Origin of the sequence: Pseudoalteromonas sp. ESRF-bin5 (assembly GCF_002632075.1) — a bacterium.
In the GTDB taxonomy this organism is placed as follows: domain Bacteria; phylum Pseudomonadota; class Gammaproteobacteria; order Enterobacterales; family Alteromonadaceae; genus Pseudoalteromonas; species Pseudoalteromonas marina.
The window spans coordinates 1-20983 of the sequence record NZ_NTLW01000172.1; the positions used below are offsets into that span (position 1 = coordinate 1).

The following is a 20983-nucleotide window of genomic DNA, read 5'->3' on the forward strand; positions in this document are numbered from 1 at the left end:
TACATTAAGCGAGACGACTTTCAAACTAGTTTGTATCTTTATGATTTAAGCACGGGTGAGCACACTCAGGTATACGATAAGTTAGAGCGTGACATGCAAGAAACGTGGGCTATTCACGGCGTATATCCTACAATTGCCTGGACACCCGATAATAAAGAATTGGTATTTTGGGCGGGTGGTAAAATTCAATCTGTTGACGTGACTGACAAATCAGTTACCCCGATTGCATTTAAAGTAGAAACCACTAAAAAGATTCAACCAGCGCTTCGTTTTACTCAAAATTTAGACACTGATGAATTTGACGTAAAAATGCTACGTAATGTGCAAGTAAGCCCCGACGGTGAAACCGCTATTTTTGAAGCGTTAGGTTATATTTATAAACGCGATTTAGAATCTGGAAAAATTAAGCGTTTAACAAAACAAACAGATCATTTTGAATTATTTCCGCAGTATTCTCGCGATGGTAAAAAAATAGTTTACACCACGTGGAACGATAACAAGCAAGGCCAAGTGCGCGTTGTATCTTCTCGCAGTGGTCGAGGCGACACAATTACACAAGAACCAGGCAAGTATGTAGAACCAACGTTTAGCCCGAATGGTAAAACGGTTGTTTATCGTAAAGCCAGCGGTGGCAGTATTTTAAATCCTAAATGGTCATTGAACCCAGGTATTTATAGCGTTAGCGCAAAAGGCGGTAAAAGTGAGCTGATTTCTAAAAGTGGATATCAACCACAGTTTGGGGCTGACAACGACCGTGTATTTGTAATGAGCCCATGGCCAAAACCATCGCTGAGTGTTGTAGAGCTAGAAAGCAAAAAAGTATCTAAACTTTATGAATCTGAGCATGCTACTGAATTTAGAGTATCTCCAGATGGGGAGTATCTTGCTTTTGCTGAGCGATTTAAAGTGTATGTAACGCCATTAGTTGAAAGTGGGAAGGCCATAAATATTGGACCTAAAGACAGTAAATTCCCTATAGAGCAGCTATCTGTGCGTGCTGGTGAAAGTATTAGCTGGAGTGCCGATAGCAGCAAACTTTATTGGACACTAGGGCCTGAGCTTTACCATGCAAGTTTAAACGGTGTATTCGCGATTAACAGTAAAAGCGACGCTGATTTTAAAGTTAAAAATGGCGAAAACATCGGATTCAGTAAGAAGGTGAATGAGCCAAAAGGCATGATTGCTTTAACTGGCGGTAAAATTATTACGATGAATGGTGATAAAGTCATTGAAAACGGAGTAATAATTACTGATGGCAAGCATATAAAAGCTGTGGGCCCAGCTTCTGAGTTAAGCATACCAAAAGATGCAGAAGTTATTGACGTTACTGGTAAAACTATCATGCCGGGTATTGTTGACGCCCATGCTCATGGTTCTCAAGGGAGCAATGAAATAATTCCTCAGCAAAATTGGAAAAACTTTGCAGGTTTAGCTTTAGGTGTTACGACCATTCATGATCCCTCTAACGACACCACCGAAATATTCACTGCAAGCGAAATGCAAAAAGCAGGCATGATTGTTGGTCCGCGTATTTTCTCTACAGGAACTATTTTGTATGGGGCTAATATGCCGGGTTATACCTCGCATATTGATTCGTTAGAAGATGCTAAATTTCACTTAGAACGCTTAAAGAAAGTCGGTGCTTTTAGCGTTAAATCATACAATCAACCCCGTCGTGAGCAGCGCCAACAAGTCGTTGAAGCAGGTCGCGAACTTGAAATGATGGTTGTGCCAGAAGGCGGTTCGCTACTGCAACATAATTTGAGCATGGTGGTTGATGGGCATACAGGTATTGAGCATTCCATTCCTGTAGAAAACATATACGATGATATAAAACAATTATGGTCACAAAGTGATGTGGGTTACACACCAACGCTTGTTGTTGCCTATGGTGGTATATGGGGTGAAAACTATTGGTATGATAAAACTGACGTGTGGAATCACCCTCGTTTAAGTAAGTTTGTGCCTCAAAATCAGTTGCTGCCGCGTTCTATGCGTCGTGTTAAAGCACCCGATCATCACTATAATCATTTTAACAACGCACGTGTGTCGGCTGAGCTACAAGACTTAGGTGTTTTAGTTAACTTAGGAGCGCATGGTCAACGTGAGGGGTTAGGTGCACATTGGGAAATGTGGATGTTTGCCCAAGGTGGCATGACGCCACTAGAAGCCATACGCGCATCAACACTCGATCCAGCTAAGTACTTAGGGCTTGATAAAAACGTAGGCTCGCTTGAAGTGGGTAAACTGGCTGATTTAATGGTGATTGATGGTGATCCGTTAATTGATATTCGCAGCTCTGATAAGGTTGATTATACAATGATTAATGGTCGTTTATTTAATGCAGAAACGATGAATGAGGTTGGCAAAAAAGCACGCCAGCCGCTTTATTTTGAAAAGTAAGAATTTTAATTAACGTCTTTAAAAAGCGGCTTTTATGCCGCTTTTTTATTTTACAAATTATAAACAGCAGGCATAAAAAAACCGCTTAACGCGGTTTCTTTTAAAATCATTAATGTTGATTAAACAACACCGCGCGGTAGGCGACAGTCATGATCTTTACGCGCTAGGATTACAATCCACAATTCTTCTGCGGTGTAACCATCTTCACTTTGTGTAACCACAGTGAATGGCGCTTTTTTCTGAGCGGTAACAGGCGCAGCTTTTTTGGTTTTAGTTTTTTTAGCTGGCGCTTTTTCAGCAGGTGCCGGTGTTGCTTTACCACTGCTTAATTCTTTAGTTAGCTCAGCTACGTCAGCTAGGCGTAAGTTTTTTCCGCCATCGATGCTGTACCAGCCTGGTTTAGTTGTAATTTCAGGTTTTTTACCATTAGCAGCTTCATACGCTGCTTCAAAGGCAGATAGTACTTCTGTTTTGTCTAGTTTGCTCATCAGAGACCCTATACGTTGTGAACACAGATAAAGAGAAGCTATTTATACCTATTTTGAATCAGTTTTTCAATTTTTTGCGATTTTCCTTCCATTTTAAAGCAATAAACGCCAAAATTTGCACAAAATTCAGTGCAAAGTAAGGTTACGCGTATGCAACGTCAAGAATTTAACCAATTATTAAATGATATTTTAAAGCCTCACAATATTAAGGATTTTTGCCCAAATGGATTACAAGTTGAGGGTAAAAATGAAATAAAAAAAATTGTTACCGGAGTAACAGCGAGCCAAGCTTTAATTGACGCTGCAATTGATGAGCAAGCAGACGCTATCTTGGTCCATCATGGTTATTTTTGGAAAGGCGAGTCTCAACCTATTACCGGGATGAAAAAGCGGAGAATAGGCGCCTTATTGGCTAACGATATTAATTTATTTGCTTATCACCTCCCTTTAGATATTCACCCAGAGATTGGTAATAACGCGCAGCTTGCAAAATTATTAGATATTGAAATTCAAGAAGGCCTTGAGCCTGTTGCTAACAGTGTAGCAGTGAAAGGGCGCCTTAAAACAGCGCTAAGTGGAGATGAATTTGCATCAAAAATAGCTAAGATGCTTAATCGAGCCCCTCTCACAAGCTTAGTTCGTTCAAGTAAAATACAAACTATTGCGCTGTGTACTGGTGGAGGTCAAGGTTATATTGATTTAGCTGCGGAGCAAGGTATTGACGCTTATTTAACAGGTGAAGCGTCTGAGCAAACTATTCATAGTTCACGAGAACAAAATATTGATTTTTTTGCAGCAGGGCATCATGCAACCGAACGCTACGGTATAAAAGCTCTGGGCGAGCTACTTGCCCTGGAGTACGGTTTTGAGGTTAGCTTTATTGATATTGATAATCCTGTTTAAGCTACTGTGATATTTAAGATTATTAATTTTAGTACTCGTTATATTTTAAAATTTAAAGCCTTGAATTTAACGCCAGTTAAATAGGGGCGACAACGGATAGTGTACAAGCTCTGCTCTAATAGACTTTATTTACTTATATTGAAGTGAGGGCGTGTTTAAATTTGTTGTCTAGTGAGTTGAGTATAAATTGAGAGTGTTCAGAGCGTGGGAAGGAGACACGCTTTCTTTATATACACTGCTTAAATGAAAGCGAATAAAATAAACCGGTTGTAAAAGTAAGGTAAGTGGTTTGGTCTCTCATAAAGATCTTTTAATTTACTTAATTCGTTATGTATTTCTAGTTTTATTAAAAATGACCTTATAAGGACCGCAATGGAAGGTGTTTTAGCTCTACTTGAGCAGTACGGCTTATTTGTTTACCTATTGCTATTTGGCTATTGTGCATTGAAAAGCGGCTGGTTACCTTTATTTGCAGGTTATGCTGCTCAAATCGGCGCGCTTGATATTAAAGTAGTTATTTTAGCTACTTTTATGGGAGGGTATATTGGCGATGAGATACGGTTTGCTCTTGCAAGAGCTTATGGCACTTCATGGCTTGAAAAACCTAATAAAATTGGTCAACTATTTCAAACAGCGAGTGCGCTTGCTAACCGTTACGGCATGGCTTACATTTTTTTATATCGATACCCCAAAGGTATGCGCACAATTGGAGCGCTCCCTGTAGGGCTAACCGATATATCTTGGCCCCTATTTAGCATCTTAAATGCCTGTTCAGCTGCTTTATGGGTCATTATTTTAGTTGGCGGAGGCTATACTTTTGGAGCTACATTTGAGTCTATAGGTGTAGAGAGCTTAACCGCACTGAGTATATTATTGTTAGGGATATTTTTAGTTATACTCTATCGGCTTTGGACAAAACACCCACCTACAAAACAACGACAGTAAAGTGACGTTATTGTTTAACAAAAAATCTAGTGAAGAGCTTTACCCACATATCTTAAAGTATTGATATTTTATTTTCTTGCTCGACAAACATTCATTGTAAACAAATCAAATTTACGAGTTAGCAGGTGGCTTTTTGCAAGTTGTTTAAAGTGCCTCAGGGTCTAGCCATCGACGGACTTTTATCCACGTTGTTCCTATAACTTCATGGCTGTATTGCGTTACGGCTAGTAGTGCTTGCGCATTTGGAACGAGCTGTTTATGAAAAGGAAGCGCTGCAAAATTGTGAAAGTCAGTTGCTGCAGGAATGCTTGTTACACCTTGGGCCGAAAACAAGTCCTGGGCTCTGGGCATATGCAGTACCGAAGTTACTAACGCTACCTTAAAATCAACTAGCTTAGGCGCTAGTAGCGCAGCTTCTTGCGCTGTATCCATTGCCTTTGGGTTTTGCAAAAGCCTATTTTTATTAATGCCTAACTCAATGGCAGTTTGATACATCAAGCTGCTGTTAGTAATATTCTCATAACCGCCGCCAGAAAAAATAAGCTGTGATTTTGGGTAGTACTTAGCGAGTTTGACTCCTTCAACTAGTCGGGTTAGCGCGCAATTACCTAATTGGTTATTAGCACTTAAGACAGAGTTAGGATTTATATCGCACCCAAGCACAACTATTTTGTCTAATTCTGGGTGTTTTGAAGGGTGAAAAGAAAGGCTTGTTGGCTCGTTGTTTTTTAAAATTTGGTTAGCAACAAATGGTGTACTGATTGCCAACAATGTTGAAAGTCCAAAAAATGCAATTACTAAAGAAAATTTGCGCCCCTTGAATGCCAAAAACAAAGCTATAAGTGTAAAAAGACCAATTAAAGGGAGCGGCATAAGCAAGCCGCCAAGTAACTTTTTCAAAGCGAACATAATGAGCAACATAAAAGCTATAATTTAAGTTATGTTACTCATTAATGAGTAGTTTATCGACCGTTATTTAACTTACACGTATTTAAAAAGTGGCGATATACAGGGTTATCTTTCATATCTTTTTTCATCGCTAAGTACATTGGTCGAGTTAAACCTAGCGCACCTAGTGGAATCGATTTGATGAGTCCTTGGCTTTCATATGGTGTAACCAACCAATCAGGTAATGCAGCTACACCCATTCCAGCACTGACTAGCTGAAAAATTAGTAGTCCTTGATCTACGTTTTTTAACGTCCCGTCAAAACGTGCATTTTGAATGAAATGTTTAAATATATCTTGGCGTTCGCGCGGAATAGGGTAAGAAATAATGGTTTCATTCTTTAAGTCTAACGCTGTAACGTATGCTTTTTTGGCAAGATCGTGATCAGGTGCAACAATTAACTTTAACTTAAAGTCGAATAAATGGGCATACTCTAGCTTATCGGGTTCACGAATGTCTGATGTGAGTACTAAGTCTAATTCATCGTTAAGTAAGTCTGGAATTGCGTCATAACTAAAACCACGTTCATAATCAATTTTTATATCTGGCCAAAAGTTATTAAAATCTTTAATTGTTGGAAGTAGCCAGTGAAAACAAGCATGGCATTCAACACTTAAGCGTAATTGTGAAATTGGCTGATTAAGGCTCTCTTTTAAACGACATTTAGTTGCTTCAATTTTCGGCAGTATTTCGTGGGCTAACTCAAGTAATAACATGCCTTGCGGGGTAAAACGCACAGGCTGCGTTTTGCGTTCAAACAGCTGGCAGTCTAACTTGTTTTCCAAGTCTTTAATTTGATGTGATAAAGCCGACTGAGTTAAGAATAATTCGCGGGCAGTATTCACTAATGAACCGGTTTCTTTAAGGGTTGCAATAGTTTTTAAGTGTTTTATACCAATCATCTTTAATAATTCTCATGGAAATTTGAGTAGTGCTCATTATTTTTCAATACTACGCTTATATAAAAAACGTTTCAACGTCTAGACGTCTAAAACAAGCTAATAAATATAGTTTTACTGATTAATATTTTTATAGTTTAGCGTAAGTAACTAGATTAAAGCCGATTTTTTACTACTTGTATTAATTTACTTCATGTTTAAAAGTAAAGGGGGCTGGTATAAAAAATTTTTAACTCGCTTAGTTAACTAACGCTAATAGATAGAAAAGTAGTGAGCTTTGGAGAAAATAAAAATACTTTGGAGTATATGAAGGTTGATCTTTGGTGATTGACTTTACAGCTTTCAGTTTGTCATGCAGGCAAACATAATTTATGTATTGTGGTCATTCCTAATAAATAACCAATAACGAAGAACAAACCCAAACGCATGCTGCCCTTTGGGTTATTTTTGGGGCTAATTGCTCTTTATTGCTGGGTATTTATTTATCCCACTGGGTAATATACCTCGCGCCGCGCTCTAAGTGCCCCAAGCCTTAACTTTACAGATGTGGGGCTAAAGTGGTTGATTAATTAGTAATATAGCTTCTTTTGCTGGAACTGGTTTTGACATTAAATAACCTTGTCCGTATTCACAATGCGTAGTTTGCAAAGTCTCTAGCTGTCCGGTGGTTTCAATTCCTTCAGCAACAACTTCAAGTTTTAACGACTTAGCAAGTGACAAAATAGCCTCAACCAAGGGATTTGTTGAATCTTGTACATGATCGATGAAGCTTTTATCGATCTTCAGAATATGAATGGGGAGCTGGTGTAAGTAGCCTAGTGCAGAGTAACCTGTTCCAAAATCATCAAGACATAGTTTTACTTTTAGAGGTGAGAGCCCTTCGATAATTTGTGTGGCGAGCTCTAAGTTTTCTATCAATCCAGATTCGGTTATTTCTAAACACAAAGACCCCAAAGGCAATTGGTATTTGTTATAGATAGCGTGGACCTGAGCTACAAAATCTAGGCTTGCAAAATGACGCGATGATACATTTACTGTCACTTTTAAGAAACGATGACCTTGTTGGTGCCACTTTGAAATATGCTGTGCAGCTAAGTCGAGTAGATGTAAATCCAGGTTGATTATTTGGCCTGTTTTTTCAGCGATAGGAATAAAGTCATTAGGTGAAACAAACCCTTTTTTAGGGTGGTGCCAACGAACAAGTGCTTCAAAGCCAATAACGTGGTTATCTAAGATTGTAAAAATTGGCTGAAAGTAGAGTTCAAATTCGTTGTGTTCAATACCGTGCTGTAGGTCGTTTTCTATGTCGGCGTGTGTTTTAAGCTTTTTTCTCATTGTGTTGTTAAAAAACTTAACTTGTCCGCGGCCTGTTGACTTAGCCTCGTACATAGCGGCGTCTGCTTGTTGTAGTAACAGGTATGCTTTATCGTCAACATTATCAGTATAGGCAATACCTATGCTGGTAGAGGCTTGCAATAAATGGCCATCAACATTTATTGGTTTAGAAAGTGCTTCTTTTATGCGCCCTAGTGCCTCTTTAACTTGATTACGATGAGTAATGTTTTCCATTAAAATAGCAAACTCGTCGCCACCCAAGCGTGAAAAAGTGTCGGTGTTACGAACTGTACCTTTGATCAACTCACAAATTTTAATTAAAAAGTGATCGCCAACTTCGTGGCCGAGCGCATCATTGATACTTTTAAAGCGGTCAAAATCTAAATAAAGTAGGGCATGAACAGTGCCTTTTTTTACACGCGTTAAGCGCAAAATTGCATGCTTTATTCGTTCAATAAGTAATGAACGATTAGCAAGCCCAGTTAATCCATCATGTAAAGCTTTGTGTTCAAGCTCCTGCCTAGCTAACTGCCTATCTATTGCCATACTTATTTGCCTGCTTACATAGGTAAGCAAAGCACTATCGTGCTCATTATAATGATGTGCCTCATGATAACTTTGCACAACAATGACACCACTCATACGTTCATTGGCTTTAAATGGTACACCTAGCCAAGATTCGGCTTGACGACCAATTAATTTAAAATGACCTTGCTCTATATGATCAATGTAGTCTTGTTTTGTTAATAACATCGCTTGATCAGTTTGCAATAAAAAGTAAGACGCGGTGTCTTTAAGCTGTTCTTTAGAGATTTTTTGATGTGTGTTTGTTTGAATTCCAGCTTCAACAATGTAAACAATATCTAGAATGTCGATTTGTTTATCGTAAAGGCCAATAAAGAAGTTATCAGCCCTTAATAAGCTATTAATAATAGTGTGTAAAGATTCGAAAAATGTATCTAAGTCACTGGCTTTATAGGTTAAGTTGGCTATTTGAAGAAGACTATTTTCAAGCTTTTGCGCGTCATTTAACTGCTCTACAGTCGATTGCAGGCTATTTACCATGTTAACTTGGTTTATTTTAGCGCTTAAAAGGTGTGCCACTGTTGTTAATATTTCAAGGTGTGCATTAGTAAAGTAGTTCATAGCTGGGTGTTCACAATCAATAACACCTAGAATGCGGTCTTTGTATACAAGAGGCACGCAAAGCTCTGATTGAGCAGGGCGTTCGTCTGCAATATAGCGGCTATCTTTTGTGACATCGCCTAAAATTATTGCCTTTTTTGTTGTTGCAACAAAACCTGATATACCTTCATCAAAATTAATTACTTTTCTTTGGGCTTTATATTTATATCTTTGGCGATCGATTCCCATAGAAGCAACAAGGTTCAGTTTAGAGGCTGATTCATCAGCAAGATAAATAACACAGTCAACAAATCCAAGCCGATTTACAACTTGAGTCGTTACATATTCAAATAGCTCATCTAAGGTGTCTAGCTGTAATAGGCTTGATGAAAACTGATTTATGATACTTAGCTGATCTGTTTTTACTTCAAGCGCTTTAGAGGTATCGATACTGTTCGACATAGGCAAAATTTATTATTCTTTTTTTATAAACACCACATTAAGTTAACCTAATATCAACTGTTCTACAAAATAAAACGATAAACGTTTTAACAAAGCTGTAAATAAAATAGGGCAAATTAGTAACCGATTATTTTAATAAAATCTTTACTCGAAAACATCATATGCCTATGATCACATAAATTCAGCTGTGGAATGAAGTGATGACCAGTAATAATACAAACTCTGTAAAAACGTTAACAATTACCCGACCTGACGATTGGCATGTGCATTTACGCGATGGTGATCAGCTTAAAGACACTGTGCGCGATATTAGCCGCTATATGGGGCGTGCTATTATAATGCCAAATTTGGTTCCTCCAGCGACCTGCACGGACACCGCTTTAGCTTACAGAGAACGTATAATGGCTGCTAAGCCACAAGGTAACTTTGAGCCTTTGATGGTGTTATACCTCACTGATAAGACAACACCTGAAGAAATAATTAAGGCTAAGGCATCTGGCAAAGTATTTGCTGCTAAACTTTACCCTGCCGGCGCGACAACCAACTCTGATTCTGGTGTAACGTCCGTCAAAAATATATATTCAGTGCTTAGCGCTATGCAAGATGTTGGTATGCTTTTGCTTGTACATGGTGAAGTGACGGATTCTTCAATTGATATTTTTGACAGAGAAAAAGTGTTTTTAGATACGATTCTAGGTGATGTCGTTAATGACTTTCCAGAGCTTAAAATAGTACTTGAGCATATAACAACAAAAGATGCGGTTGATTTTGTCAATAATGCGCCAAGTAATGTTGCGGCAACGATTACTGCTCACCATTTACTGTATAATCGAAACCACATGTTAGCAGGGGGGATTCGTCCTCATTATTACTGTCTGCCTATACTTAAGCGTAATATTCACCAGCAAGCACTTATGGCTGCAGCTACGAGTGGCAGTAAAAAGTTCTTTTTAGGTACTGACTCAGCGCCTCATTATAAAGATAAGAAAGAAGCTGCGTGCGGTTGCGCAGGGGCTTACACGGCTCATGCTGCTATTGAGCTTTACGCAGAAGCATTTGAAGAAGCTGGTGCATTAGATAAGCTAGAGGGCTTTGCAAGCCACTTTGGGCCAGACTTTTATGGTTTGGCGCGTAATAGCGATACAATTACACTGCAAAAGTCGCCTTGGACTGTGCCTGCAAGTTATACGCTTGGTGATTCTGAAGTCGTACCAATAAAAGCAGAATCCGTAATTGATTGGGCTGTTTTAAAGTAAAATTAAGTATTTGAAATCAAAGCCGCTTACTTAAGCGGCTTTTTTTATGTAAATATTTAGGCTCACGGCTTGTTAAAAAAGCTGTAAATTGGCTTGCTACTTAATCATTATTTCTTGTTTGTTTTAGTATGAACAGAAATCAGCCTGCTAAGAGTTAACAATCGCTGTATTTTTATTAGGATTTTATAATAAATATTACAATAATATTTAATTTTTATTTATTTTAATCAATGTCTTATCTATTTTTAGTCACGGAGTAAGTTTTTTTAGAAATTATTTTCAATTAATAGAGCGAAAAAAAATAGAATGTGTTAATCTTACTTTGCTTTGAGTTTTTATGAATTGAATTTACGGATATTGTGCTGCGTTTAAGGTTACCAGTTAGGTTATTACTTGTTCCTGTACTATACCTCTATTTTATGAGCATTGACTCAAGGAGGCTATTGCCACAATAACGTGGCAGAATTTTTAATTATTGACTTACAGGAAAATTTAGTATGTCGGTTTCTGGTAAAGTAAAGTTTTTCAACGAAGCTAAAGGCTTTGGTTTCATTGAACAAGAAAACGGTCCTGACGTGTTTGTACACTTCAGCGCAATCTCTGGTTCTGGTTTTCGCACTCTTAGCGAAGGTCAAGCAGTGACATTCAGCATCAAACAAGGTCAAAAAGGCCCTGAAGCTGAGAACGTTGAAGCAGCATAATTTTAATTATGTGAACTCATGTTCGTCTTGGTGAAGCAGGTCTCTGTTTCACCATTATTCCTTAAAATTTCTCACATGCTCAGTAAGTTCCTCATATACCTATAAACCATAATACCTCCAATCATTAATAGCGCTCATTTATTATATCTAAACCCCAAAAGACCATAATATGGTTTAATTTTTCTAGAAACCTAATCCCAATTAAATATGCTAAACAGAATTCTATGTATTATTAATTTTGTGCTTCCTATAAAGTTCTAATATTTTCATAATCCTTCTAGTTTAACTTGCAAGTTTTAAAGTATTAATACTTACAAAACTCAGCTTCAAACTGGATTATATGGGTAGTCGCCAAAACTTTGAGTTTGGATAGTGAGCTAATAAGTAATTTACAGTGAGCTTAGACAAAGACTCGGTTTGAGCATCATGAAAATAATTAACTAAAGAAAGCCTGGTTTAATTTTGATTGAGCCGAAGCCATTAATGAGACTTTATTTTGTCTATCAGTTTAGAACGTTGCTTATAGTTTTTGAGTGTCAAAAAACCTTCACAAATTCAATATTGAAATCCTTCTATTAGCTTTACAACTTTCAATATGTGTAACGTTTGATTTTTGTGCGTTAAACCGTTCCTTTTTTGAGTTAAAGTGCTTAAAAATGATAAAAAACCGTCAAATAGAGCCCCTAAAAGAGTTTTTTTTTAAATGTTTTTATTTTTTTTTTACATACATCTAGTTTGAACTAAATGTTGCATTTATGTTGTTTGTTTAGAGGTCTATCCAGTTAAACATCAACCTTATTGGGGTTTGCTAGGATTGTTGATAATACAGTTGGTTGCAATAATGTTAACATTTTATTGGTGCTACTTTAATGTAGTCCATCGGCAGGTGATTTATTTGCTAATTACACCTAACATCAAGTTGACAGCGCTTATTGCATTTAGCATTATTGAAAGGTTGATATCTATTAAAAGATATCAGGGTTGTTCTCCTCGGAGGATAATTAAATTATAAAAGTAACATTACTTAATTGGTTGGGAACTATGTCTGTTAAAATCAGAAAGAGTCTTGTAGCAACAGCGTTGGTTGGCGCTTTTGCATTTGCAAGCAGCAATGTGATTGCAGATCCTTTGAATGACGTGCAAAAAGCAGGTCAACAAATTCAAAAGGCTGCTGTTAAGTCTCAAACTAAAATTGACAATGTATATGGTCAAACTCAAGAGCTAATCGCTGAGTACCGTAGCATCGTTGATGAGACTGAACTTATGAAAGTGTATAACGATCACGTTGCACGTTTGGTCGCTGACCAAAATGCATCGATTGAGTCGTTCGATCGTCAAATTGCGACTATCGATAACACTAAACAAAACGTTGTGCCTTTGATGTATCGCATGATCGATACGCTTGAGCAATTCATCAAAGCGGACGTTCCATTTAATCTTGAAACGCGTCTAGGCCGTGTTGAAAGACTTCGTGACATCATGGCATCTGCCTCTGTTACTACGTCTGAAAAATTCCGTCAAGTTCTTGAAGCATACACAGTTGAAACAGCTTACAGCTCTGCAGTAACTGCTTCTCAAGGTACGCTTGAAATTGATGGCAAAAATATCAACGTAGATATCGGTCGTTTAGGTCGTATTACTTATGTTGCTCAGTCTTTTGACTTGAAACATGCTTGGGTGTGGGATAACAACACTAAACAGTGGAAAGAATTAGGTGAAGAATACCTAAAACCTGTTAAAGAAGTGATCCGCATGGCACGTAAGCAAGCGACACTAGAACTTGTTAAACTACCAATCTTTGGCGCGGAGTAATCAATAATGAAGAAACTATTTAAAGGTTTTGCTGTTGCAGCAGTACTATCTGTTTCTGCAGGTACCGCGCTTAACGCACACGCAAACACTGACGCTTTAGACAAAATTCTTGAGCAAGTTAAGCAAGAGCGTATCTCAGAAGGTAAGATCAATAAGCAACGTGAGCAAGAGTTCTTATCAGAACGTGCTGACAAGCAATCTTTACTTAATAAAGCTAAAAGCCAGCTAGCTGCTGAAAAAGCACGTGGTGAGTCTTTAGCTAAGCAATACGCACAAAACGAAAACACTTTAGCGGAAAAAGAGCAAGCTCTTCAAAATGCTCAAGGTACTCTAGGTGAGATGTTTGGTGTTGTACGTCGTGCAGCGCAAGACGCTATCGGTTCTATCGAAGCATCTTTAGTAAGTGCTGAAAAGCCAGGTCGTGCTGAAGTACTTCGTTCATTAGCAGCAGCTAAAGAACTTCCAACAGTTCGTGAGTTAGAAGAGCTTTGGATTTCACTTCAAACAGAAATGACAGAATCAGCAAAAGTATCTACTTTTGAATCTGAAGTTGCTGGCCTTGACGGAAACACAGCGGTTAAGAAAATCACTCGTATTGGTAACTTTAACTTAGTTGCTGACGAAGGTTACTTAATCTACTCGCCAGAAACAAAGTCTATCCAGCCTTTAGGTAAACAACCTGATAGCTACATTTTAGATGGCATTTCAAACCTAGAAGCAACATCTTCTGATAGCTACGCGGGCGTTTACATTGACCCTACACGCGGCGCAATCTTACGTATTAATACGCAGAAGAAAACGCTAATGGAATACTACGAGCAAGGTGCTGAAGTTGGTTATATCATCACTGTACTACTTGCTGTAGGTCTATTAATCTTCTTAGTTCGTTTCATTGACTTAGCGCTTACTACTTCTAAGATCAAATCACAACTTAAGAACTTGTCTACACCGAATACAAACAACCCACTGGGTCGTATTCTTAAAGTGTACCATGACAACAAATCTCAAGATGTTGAAAACCTTGAACTTAAACTTGATGAAGCTATTTTACGTGAAACTCCACGTGTTGAAGCTGGTATCAACATCATCAAGATCCTTGCTGCTATCGCACCATTACTAGGTCTACTAGGTACAGTAATCGGTATGATTTTAACGTTCCAAACAATCACATTGTTCGGTACGGGCGATCCGAAGATCATGGCTGGTAACATCTCTCTAGCACTTGTAACTACAGCGCTAGGTCTAATTGCAGCACTACCACTTATTCTACTTCACTCTATTGTTGCAGGTCGTAGTAAGTCGGTATTACATATCCTTGATGAGCAAAGCGCTGGTATCATCGCTACTCACGCGGAGAAGGAGAAAGCCTAATGCTAGTCCTGATGGAGATATGGGAATCTATCAGGGATTTTGTTGGCACAGGCGGCCAGGTTTTATACGTGGTCGCGATAGCACTCTTTCTGATGTGGGTTTTAATGATTGAGCGCTATTGGTTCTTACTTGCAGAGTTTCCTCGTTTAACGAAGGATATTGTTGCTAAGTGGGATGCCCGCCAAGACACTACGTCTTGGTACGCACACAGAATCCGTGAAGCATGGATTTCTGAAGCGTCTGAAAAATTAGATCAGCGTATGTTGTTGATTAAAACATTAGTAGCTGTTTGTCCTTTAATAGGCTTACTTGGAACTGTAACGGGTATGATCGCGGTTTTTGAAACCATGGCAACTCAAGGTACTGGTAATGCACGTTTAATGGCATCAGGTATTTCAATGGCAACAATCCCAACAATGGCTGGAATGGTTGCGGCACTATCTGGAGTTTTCTTTAGCTCACGCCTTGAGGCAAGAGCGAGAATGGTGAAAGCCAAACTTGTAGATAGCATGCCTCATCACTAGAGAGAGAATTAAATATGGCACGTAAACAACGTTTTCGTGAAGAAGAAGAAGCAGCGGTAGATATGACACCAATGCTTGACATCGTATTTATCATGCTTATTTTCTTTATCGTAACTACATCGTTCGTTAAAGAGGCTGGTATCGAGGTCAATAAACCTAAAGCTGCCCAAGCTACGAAGCAAAAAAATGCTAACATTTTTATTGCTATACGCAGTGATGGCGCAATCTGGATTGATAAGCAGCAAGTTGACGTTGAACGTGTTTCAGCGAAAATTGAAAGCTTATTAGCAGAACAACCTACTGACGTTGTAATTTTGCAGGCTGATAAAGAAGCAAAACACGGCACAGTGGTTAAAGTTATGGACCAGATTAAAGCAACGGGCGATAACCTAAGAATTTCAATAGCTGGAGATCAGTAATGATTCGTTTTCTGTTTTCACTGATTGCAGGTGGGGCAGTTACTTTCGGCTTGTTCTACTTCATGGCTTACCTCATCTCTGGTGGGGCTGACCGTAATACGGAACAAAAAGAGCAGATCATAGTCGAAATTATGACGAATCCGCCTGAATCTAAGGTGCAGGAGAGGAAGCGTGTACCGCCTCCGCCTCCGCCACCGCCAAAGCAGCCGCCTAAACCGCAGCCGCCACAGCCGGATACTAATCCTAACCCAGGTGCAATGTCATTTAATATGCCAAGCATCGACGTAGGGAGTTCTGCTGGTGGACTAAGTGGTCCGGGTGCATTTGGACGAGATGGTGATGCGACACCTATCGTTCGTATTGAACCAAAATATCCAACGCAAGCAGCGCGTGATGGTAAAGAAGGTTGGGTACAACTTTCGTTCACAATTGATGAGTTAGGTGGGGTTATTGACGTTGATGTAATCGACGCTGAGCCTAAACGTATCTTTGACCGTGAAGCTAAACGTGCACTTCGTAAGTGGAAATACCGTCCGAAAATTATTGACGGTAAGCCACAAAAACAAGTTGGTTTACAAGTTCAACTAGACTTTAAACTTAACCAAGGCTAAGGAGGCGAGTAATGAGAAATTTATCTAAAGTAACTGCTCTTGCAATTCTTATGTCTGTGTCAGGTGCAACTTTAAGTTCATCTGTATTAGCGGCGCCAGATTACGCGAAAATTGAAGAGCGTAAGAAAGCAAAAACTAAGATCATGGGCGAGCGTACTGGTAAAAAAGTAATAAAAGCGTTTGACTTGTACAACGAAGATCAGCTTGACGAAGCCATAGCATTGCTTAAAGAAATTGATGCATCAGACGAGTTTGATAAAGCGACTGTAAATCGTTACTTAGGTAGCATGTACGCGCAGAAAGAAAACTACGTTGATGCAATCAAATACACTAAGTTAGCAGTAGCGCCTGATATTTTGAACTTTGCAGACCACGAACAGTCACTTAAACAATTAGGTGATTTGTACGCAGGTACTGAAAAGTATAAAGAGGCGAAAAGAGCATACACAGCTTGGATGGACTTCACTGGTGAGGAAGATCCAACTGTTTATACTCGTATTGCGCAAGCTAACTTTCAGTTAGAGCAATTCAGTGATGTTTTTGAGCCTGCTAACAAAGCAATAGCTCTTCAAAAAGAGCCTAATAAAGGCCCTTACCAGCTTAAACTTGGCGCATACTTTGAAACTAAAGATTATGCAAACATGGTTAAAGTGGGTGAAGAAATTGTTAAAGTTTGGCCTGATGATAAAAAAGCTTGGGTTGGTTTAGGTAAATACTACCTACAAACCGAAGAATATCAGAAAGGTCTTGCAACAATGGAAGTGGCTTTCAAAAACGGTTACTTTGAAAACGAAGTTGAATACAAAGTACTTGCTAACTTTTACTCTTTAAATGAAATTCCTTACAAAGCAGCAGTAACGCTTGAAAAGGCAATTAAAGAAGAAAAAGTTAAACGTACTAAGCAAAATGTCAACGCTGTTGCAAGTAACTATCATCGCTCTAAAGATATAGAGAAAGCTGCTAAGTATTATGAAGAAGCTGCTAAATTTGATGACGACGCTGAGCTTTACCGCAAAGCAGGTTCATTACTTTTACAATCTGAGAAATTCAGTGCTGCCGTTGTTCGCTTGAACAAGGCGTTAGAGCTTGGCTCTGACAAAAAAGGTACAATTTATTCAGATTTAGCTGAGGCGTATTACTACCAAGGCAAGTACAAGCAAGCTTATGCTGCTATTGTTAAAGCTATGGACGACCCACGCACACGTAAGTTTGCAAAAGGTTGGTCTACCTACATTAAAGATAAAGCCGCTCGCAACGGTGTTAAAATTTAATATTAGCTAACATTAGCAATTTTTAAAAAGCCCCTCTGGGGCTTTTTTATTAGGATCACTATGTATAAAACGTTTTTTTTATCATTGTTATTGTGTTTAAATCTTGTTGGTTGTACTGATAAGAGTGATAGTTTTAGTTCTTTTGATGAGGCACGCAGCGCTTTAAAGTCTTTAAATACTGTGTTGATATTAGGTCAAGAATCAAACAATAAAAAAATTACAGAAGAAAACATTGTTTACTCGAACGAATATCTTGATAAACGTCATGCTATTTATCAGCAATTGATGACGATGAAGTTAACACCTAATCAAATTACCCAAGTTAATTATTTGGTTATTGCAGAACGATTTCCTGAGCGTTTTTTTCCTTGGCCAGCCCAAGTAGACGTTCTACATAATATGAGTTTATTTAACCGTTCAACTAGCACCGTTGAGCAAACTATTAGTTGGCTTAAATTTACACAAGCTAAGTTAGACATTGCAAAGCAAAGTAATCTAAAACTAAATAAGTTAGAGTATTCTTTACTACAGGGATATGTAGCGCAAGCTATTAAAAGTAAGGCTACACAAGGTGCAATTAAAAGCCACATCAGGGCTTTTTCTAACTATTTGGATAATTATAAGCCCAGAGGGAGTGTTGGTTTAAGAGGGCTTTCTAATGGTTCAGAGTGGTATCAGAGTAAACTCAATTATTATGGCAACGCAGTTAACTCGCCTTTAGAGTGGGTTGTTATTATTAACGAAAAAATTAAAGCGCTTGAAAGTGCAGTTATTAATGTCAAATTTAAACAAAATCACACTAAATCGTTTGCTGTGCAGTATTTATCTAAAGAGCCATTGATTAATGGACTTGACTGGCAAACACATTATTTAGACTTGCCTGCTATGGCCAGCAATACAAAATTGTCTAATAATGACAAGTTGCTCATGCTTACAATGATGGAAACAGATATAGGTATTCATTACCACGCATGGTCAATTGGTCAGGCTAAAGTTAATTTGTCAAAGCGTCTTAAAGTGTCAGAACAAACCGCGCAATATTTAGTTGAAGATATTATTCTTTATCCAGGACAATCGTTTAGTTTTTGTGGTCAGATTTGTTATTAACCTAGAGATTGTTTATCTTCCTAAATGTATGGCAAGGCAAAACTTTAAGGTGTAGATTCTTATTTTTTAATACGCAATTACGTAAAGTATATTCTAAACATACCCTGTTACTTTTTTAAGTTCCGGCCGGGGCAGTTTATGTTTAGCTGCCTCTAGTCAATATAGGTAATGGGCATGAGTAATGAGTAATGAGTAAGGCGCAGAGGTTTTGCTCTGTTTTTACTTGTCTACTGCCTCATAAACTTTGCACCCCGGTTAAACCAATTTCAAAACTAATATGTTTACAGGCATTAGCTATAGAAACTTATAACTTTAAACATTAGTTAGATGTTCGCTTAATTGCGCATTTTGTACAGCGCTGTGTTGCAGGGTCTTTTTGAAGTAATGCGGTTGCAATTTTTTCTTCACAATCACAACAATAGCCGTATTGACCTATATCAATTTGACTCACTGCGGCCTCTAACATCGTCATACGGTTAATTAAGTTAGCATACTCAGGGCCAAGCCTTTTTGCAGCAAGATCTAACCACTCATTATTTGCTGTATGTTTTAATGTTGTGATCAAGCCTTGATGGGCCGGATGTGGCGATTTAGAAAGCATAACAAGTATGTTTGATTTAACTTGTGTTAGTTCATCATGTAAGCGCTTTTGGTGGTTCATTATCAGTATAACCCTTTTACATTAACTGCTCGTTATACTGATATTATCTAATTGCTTTTAATTATCTGTCATGATTTGAATCAAGTTGTGGTGCTTTTGCATATTTTTTTAAAACGGCAGATACGTCTTCTTTGGTTTTTAACCTACGAATTTCATCAAACAATGTTATTGCTTGCGGATATTGACGCTTTAAATAACCTAGCCATTGTTTAGTTCTAGATGCAAAATATTTTTCATCTTTAGCTGGATCATGATGAATAGCTGAGTGTATTAAGTGATAAAGAACATGCTCCCATTCTAAACCCTCGTAGTGCTCATTGTTGACATGCGCCTTTATTTTTTTTGCTAAATCAGGATGAGATAGGGCGCCTCTGCCAAGCATTAAGTCACTGCAACCGCTTCTTTTTTGGCACAGCATTGCGTCTTCAACTTGCCATATTTCACCATTAGCAACTACGGCAATATTTTTACCTTTTATTATAGGGGGTATCTTTTCCCAATATGCTGGTGGGTTGTATCCATCGCGTTTTGTTCTTGCATGAATTGCTACGCTATTAGCGCCAGCACTTACAACCGCATCAATAATTTCTTGGCTGTTACTGTCGTCATCAAATCCTAAACGTATCTTTGCGCTGACTTCATGTTTTGAATCTACCGCATCTCTAACCGCTTTAATTATGGTATACATATGCTCGGGATCTTTAAGCAAAACGGCACCACCGCGGCTACGGTTAACCGTTTTCGCAGGACACCCAAAATTAAGGTCAACACCATGGGAACCCAAATCAATCGCTCTCACTGCGTTTTCAGCTAATGGATTAGCTTCTTGCCCAAGCAATTGTATACGCACCGGCGTGCCTGCTCGGGTATAGCCATTATTATTTAGTTCAGGGCAGTATCGATAAAATACTTTTTCAGGTAAACGTGCTTGAACAACTCTTACAAATTCGGTCACGCATAAATCAAACCCGCCAAGGTCAGTTAGTAATTGGCGCATTTTAAAATCTACAACACCTTCCATAGGTGCTAAAACAAGTTTCATAAAGCGATTATATTATTAAAAATAAGGTCGCTAGTTTACCTGTAAATTGCATATTGATAAATCTGTAATTGTTACTCATAGTTAAAGTGAGAGCGCAGGGGGCAAATTTTTTCGATTAAATAAAAATAAAATGAAAGTTTTTATTTCATCACAGGTCTACTTAAACATACACGCAATTTAAAACGATATTTACATTGCAATGACTTACACATTGAGTATAGAGAGTAAAGATAATGAATACAGTAAAAAATAATACAATCGCATTAACGTTAGGTGCAGTCGTCGTGGGTTCTGCGAGTTTAGTATCTGCTGATGTACAAGCAAACCCGTTTGAATTTCAGCAGCTTGTTTCAGGTTATCAATTAGATGCTGCCGAAGGCAAGTGCGGTGAAGGCAAATGTGGCGGTGACGCAAAAGGTAAAAAAGAAGGCAAGTGTGGCGAAGGTAAATGTGGCGGCGACGCAAAAGGTAAAAAAGAAGGCAAGTGCGGCGAAGGTAAATGTGGCGGCGACGCAAAAGGTAAAAAAGAAGGCAAGTGCGGCGAAGGCAAATGTGGCGGCGACGCAAAAGGTAAAAAAGAAGGCAAGTGCGGCGAAGGTAAATGTGGCGGCGATGCAAAAGGTAAAAAAGAAGGCAAGTGCGGCGAAGGCAAATGTGGCGGCGACGCAAAAGGTAAAAAAGAAGGCAAGTGCGGCGAAGG

19 protein-coding genes are annotated in these 20983 nt (G+C 38.5%); 13 read left to right on the top strand and 6 right to left on the bottom strand.

Annotation, left to right across the window (positions count from 1 at the left end; translation table 11 throughout):
- A partial coding sequence (locus BCG07_RS10000; RefSeq protein ID WP_286890014.1) for an amidohydrolase family protein occupies nt 1-2403 on the top strand: 2403 nt, incomplete at its 5' end.
- Nucleotides 2404-2522: 119 nt separating this feature from the next.
- Here the strand turns inward: BCG07_RS10000 and BCG07_RS10005 are convergent.
- Nucleotides 2523-2891 (bottom strand): hypothetical protein, encoded by a 369-nt coding sequence (locus BCG07_RS10005; RefSeq protein WP_008127699.1) that lies wholly within the window; start codon nt 2889-2891, stop codon nt 2523-2525.
- Between the two features lie 150 nt (nt 2892-3041).
- Between BCG07_RS10005 and BCG07_RS10010 the strand changes: the two genes are divergently transcribed.
- Both BCG07_RS10010 and BCG07_RS10015 read left to right on the top strand, forming a co-directional pair.
- Nucleotides 3042-3794: a Nif3-like dinuclear metal center hexameric protein gene (locus BCG07_RS10010; protein WP_008127700.1), complete on the top strand. Its 753-nt coding sequence runs from the start codon at nt 3042-3044 to the stop codon at nt 3792-3794.
- Nucleotides 3795-4166: 372 nt separating this feature from the next.
- A complete protein-coding gene (locus BCG07_RS10015) occupies nt 4167-4739 on the top strand; it encodes a DedA family protein (protein ID WP_243533282.1) in 573 nt (190 codons plus the stop codon).
- A gap of 144 nt (nt 4740-4883) precedes the next feature.
- Here the strand turns inward: BCG07_RS10015 and BCG07_RS10020 are convergent, their stop codons facing one another.
- From BCG07_RS10020 to BCG07_RS10030, 3 genes are all read right to left on the bottom strand, one after another.
- Nucleotides 4884-5660, bottom strand: a complete 777-nt coding sequence (locus tag BCG07_RS10020) for a YdcF family protein (RefSeq protein WP_243533284.1) — start codon at nt 5658-5660, stop codon at nt 4884-4886.
- 41 nt (nt 5661-5701) lie between these two features.
- A complete protein-coding gene (locus tag BCG07_RS10025; protein ID WP_006792376.1) occupies nt 5702-6589 on the bottom strand; it encodes a LysR family transcriptional regulator in 888 nt (295 codons plus the stop codon).
- 549 nt (nt 6590-7138) lie between these two features.
- On the bottom strand, nt 7139-9508 hold the full coding sequence (locus tag BCG07_RS10030; protein ID WP_286890015.1) for a bifunctional diguanylate cyclase/phosphodiesterase: 2370 nt from the start codon (nt 9506-9508) through the stop codon (nt 7139-7141).
- 200 nt (nt 9509-9708) lie between these two features.
- On the opposite strand from BCG07_RS10030, the gene pyrC reads away from it, so the two are divergent.
- The 9 genes from pyrC (at nt 9709) to BCG07_RS10075 (ending at nt 18580) form a co-directional block, all read left to right on the top strand.
- Complete coding sequence (pyrC, locus tag BCG07_RS10035; RefSeq protein ID WP_039036737.1) at nt 9709-10764, top strand: dihydroorotase; 1056 nt, start codon at nt 9709-9711, stop codon at nt 10762-10764.
- Nucleotides 10765-11261: 497 nt separating this feature from the next.
- Nucleotides 11262-11465 carry a cold-shock protein gene (locus BCG07_RS10040; protein ID WP_006792379.1) on the top strand — a complete coding sequence of 68 codons (204 nt, stop codon included), beginning with the start codon at nt 11262-11264 and terminating at the stop codon, nt 11463-11465.
- A gap of 1041 nt (nt 11466-12506) precedes the next feature.
- The gene (locus tag BCG07_RS10045) at nt 12507-13277 is read left to right on the top strand and encodes a DUF3450 domain-containing protein (protein WP_010557582.1); all 771 of its coding nucleotides are present in this window, start codon (nt 12507-12509) and stop codon (nt 13275-13277) included.
- A 6-nt stretch (nt 13278-13283) separates the two neighbouring features.
- A complete protein-coding gene (locus BCG07_RS10050) occupies nt 13284-14648 on the top strand; it encodes a MotA/TolQ/ExbB proton channel family protein (protein WP_008131371.1) in 1365 nt (454 codons plus the stop codon).
- Complete coding sequence (locus tag BCG07_RS10055; protein WP_004588135.1) at nt 14648-15172, top strand: MotA/TolQ/ExbB proton channel family protein; 525 nt, start codon at nt 14648-14650, stop codon at nt 15170-15172. The genes BCG07_RS10050 and BCG07_RS10055 overlap by 1 nt, the downstream gene beginning before the upstream one ends.
- A gap of 14 nt (nt 15173-15186) precedes the next feature.
- A complete protein-coding gene (locus BCG07_RS10060; protein ID WP_006792384.1) occupies nt 15187-15591 on the top strand; it encodes an ExbD/TolR family protein in 405 nt (134 codons plus the stop codon).
- Nucleotides 15591-16202, top strand: a complete 612-nt coding sequence (locus tag BCG07_RS10065; protein ID WP_010557583.1) for an energy transducer TonB — start codon at nt 15591-15593, stop codon at nt 16200-16202. Before BCG07_RS10060 ends, BCG07_RS10065 begins: the two co-directional genes overlap by 1 nt.
- A gap of 11 nt (nt 16203-16213) precedes the next feature.
- Nucleotides 16214-17473 (top strand): tetratricopeptide repeat protein, encoded by a 1260-nt coding sequence (locus BCG07_RS10070; protein WP_008131366.1) that lies wholly within the window; start codon nt 16214-16216, stop codon nt 17471-17473.
- 60 nt (nt 17474-17533) lie between these two features.
- Nucleotides 17534-18580, top strand: coding sequence for a hypothetical protein (locus BCG07_RS10075; protein WP_286890016.1), 1047 nt, complete (start codon nt 17534-17536; stop codon nt 18578-18580).
- A gap of 319 nt (nt 18581-18899) precedes the next feature.
- On the opposite strand, the gene BCG07_RS10080 is transcribed toward BCG07_RS10075, so the two are convergent.
- Together BCG07_RS10080 and BCG07_RS10085 are read right to left on the bottom strand one after the other, a co-directional pair.
- Nucleotides 18900-19241, bottom strand: coding sequence for a TraR/DksA C4-type zinc finger protein (locus BCG07_RS10080; RefSeq protein ID WP_008131363.1), 342 nt, complete (start codon nt 19239-19241; stop codon nt 18900-18902).
- 61 nt (nt 19242-19302) lie between these two features.
- Entirely contained in the window at nt 19303-20283 is a 981-nt protein-coding gene (locus BCG07_RS10085; protein ID WP_006792389.1) for a tRNA-dihydrouridine synthase, read from the bottom strand.
- Nucleotides 20284-20516: 233 nt separating this feature from the next.
- On the opposite strand from BCG07_RS10085, the gene BCG07_RS10090 reads away from it, so the two are divergent.
- A partial coding sequence (locus tag BCG07_RS10090) for an HvfA family oxazolone/thioamide-modified RiPP metallophore (RefSeq protein ID WP_286890017.1) occupies nt 20517-20983 on the top strand: 467 nt, incomplete at its 3' end.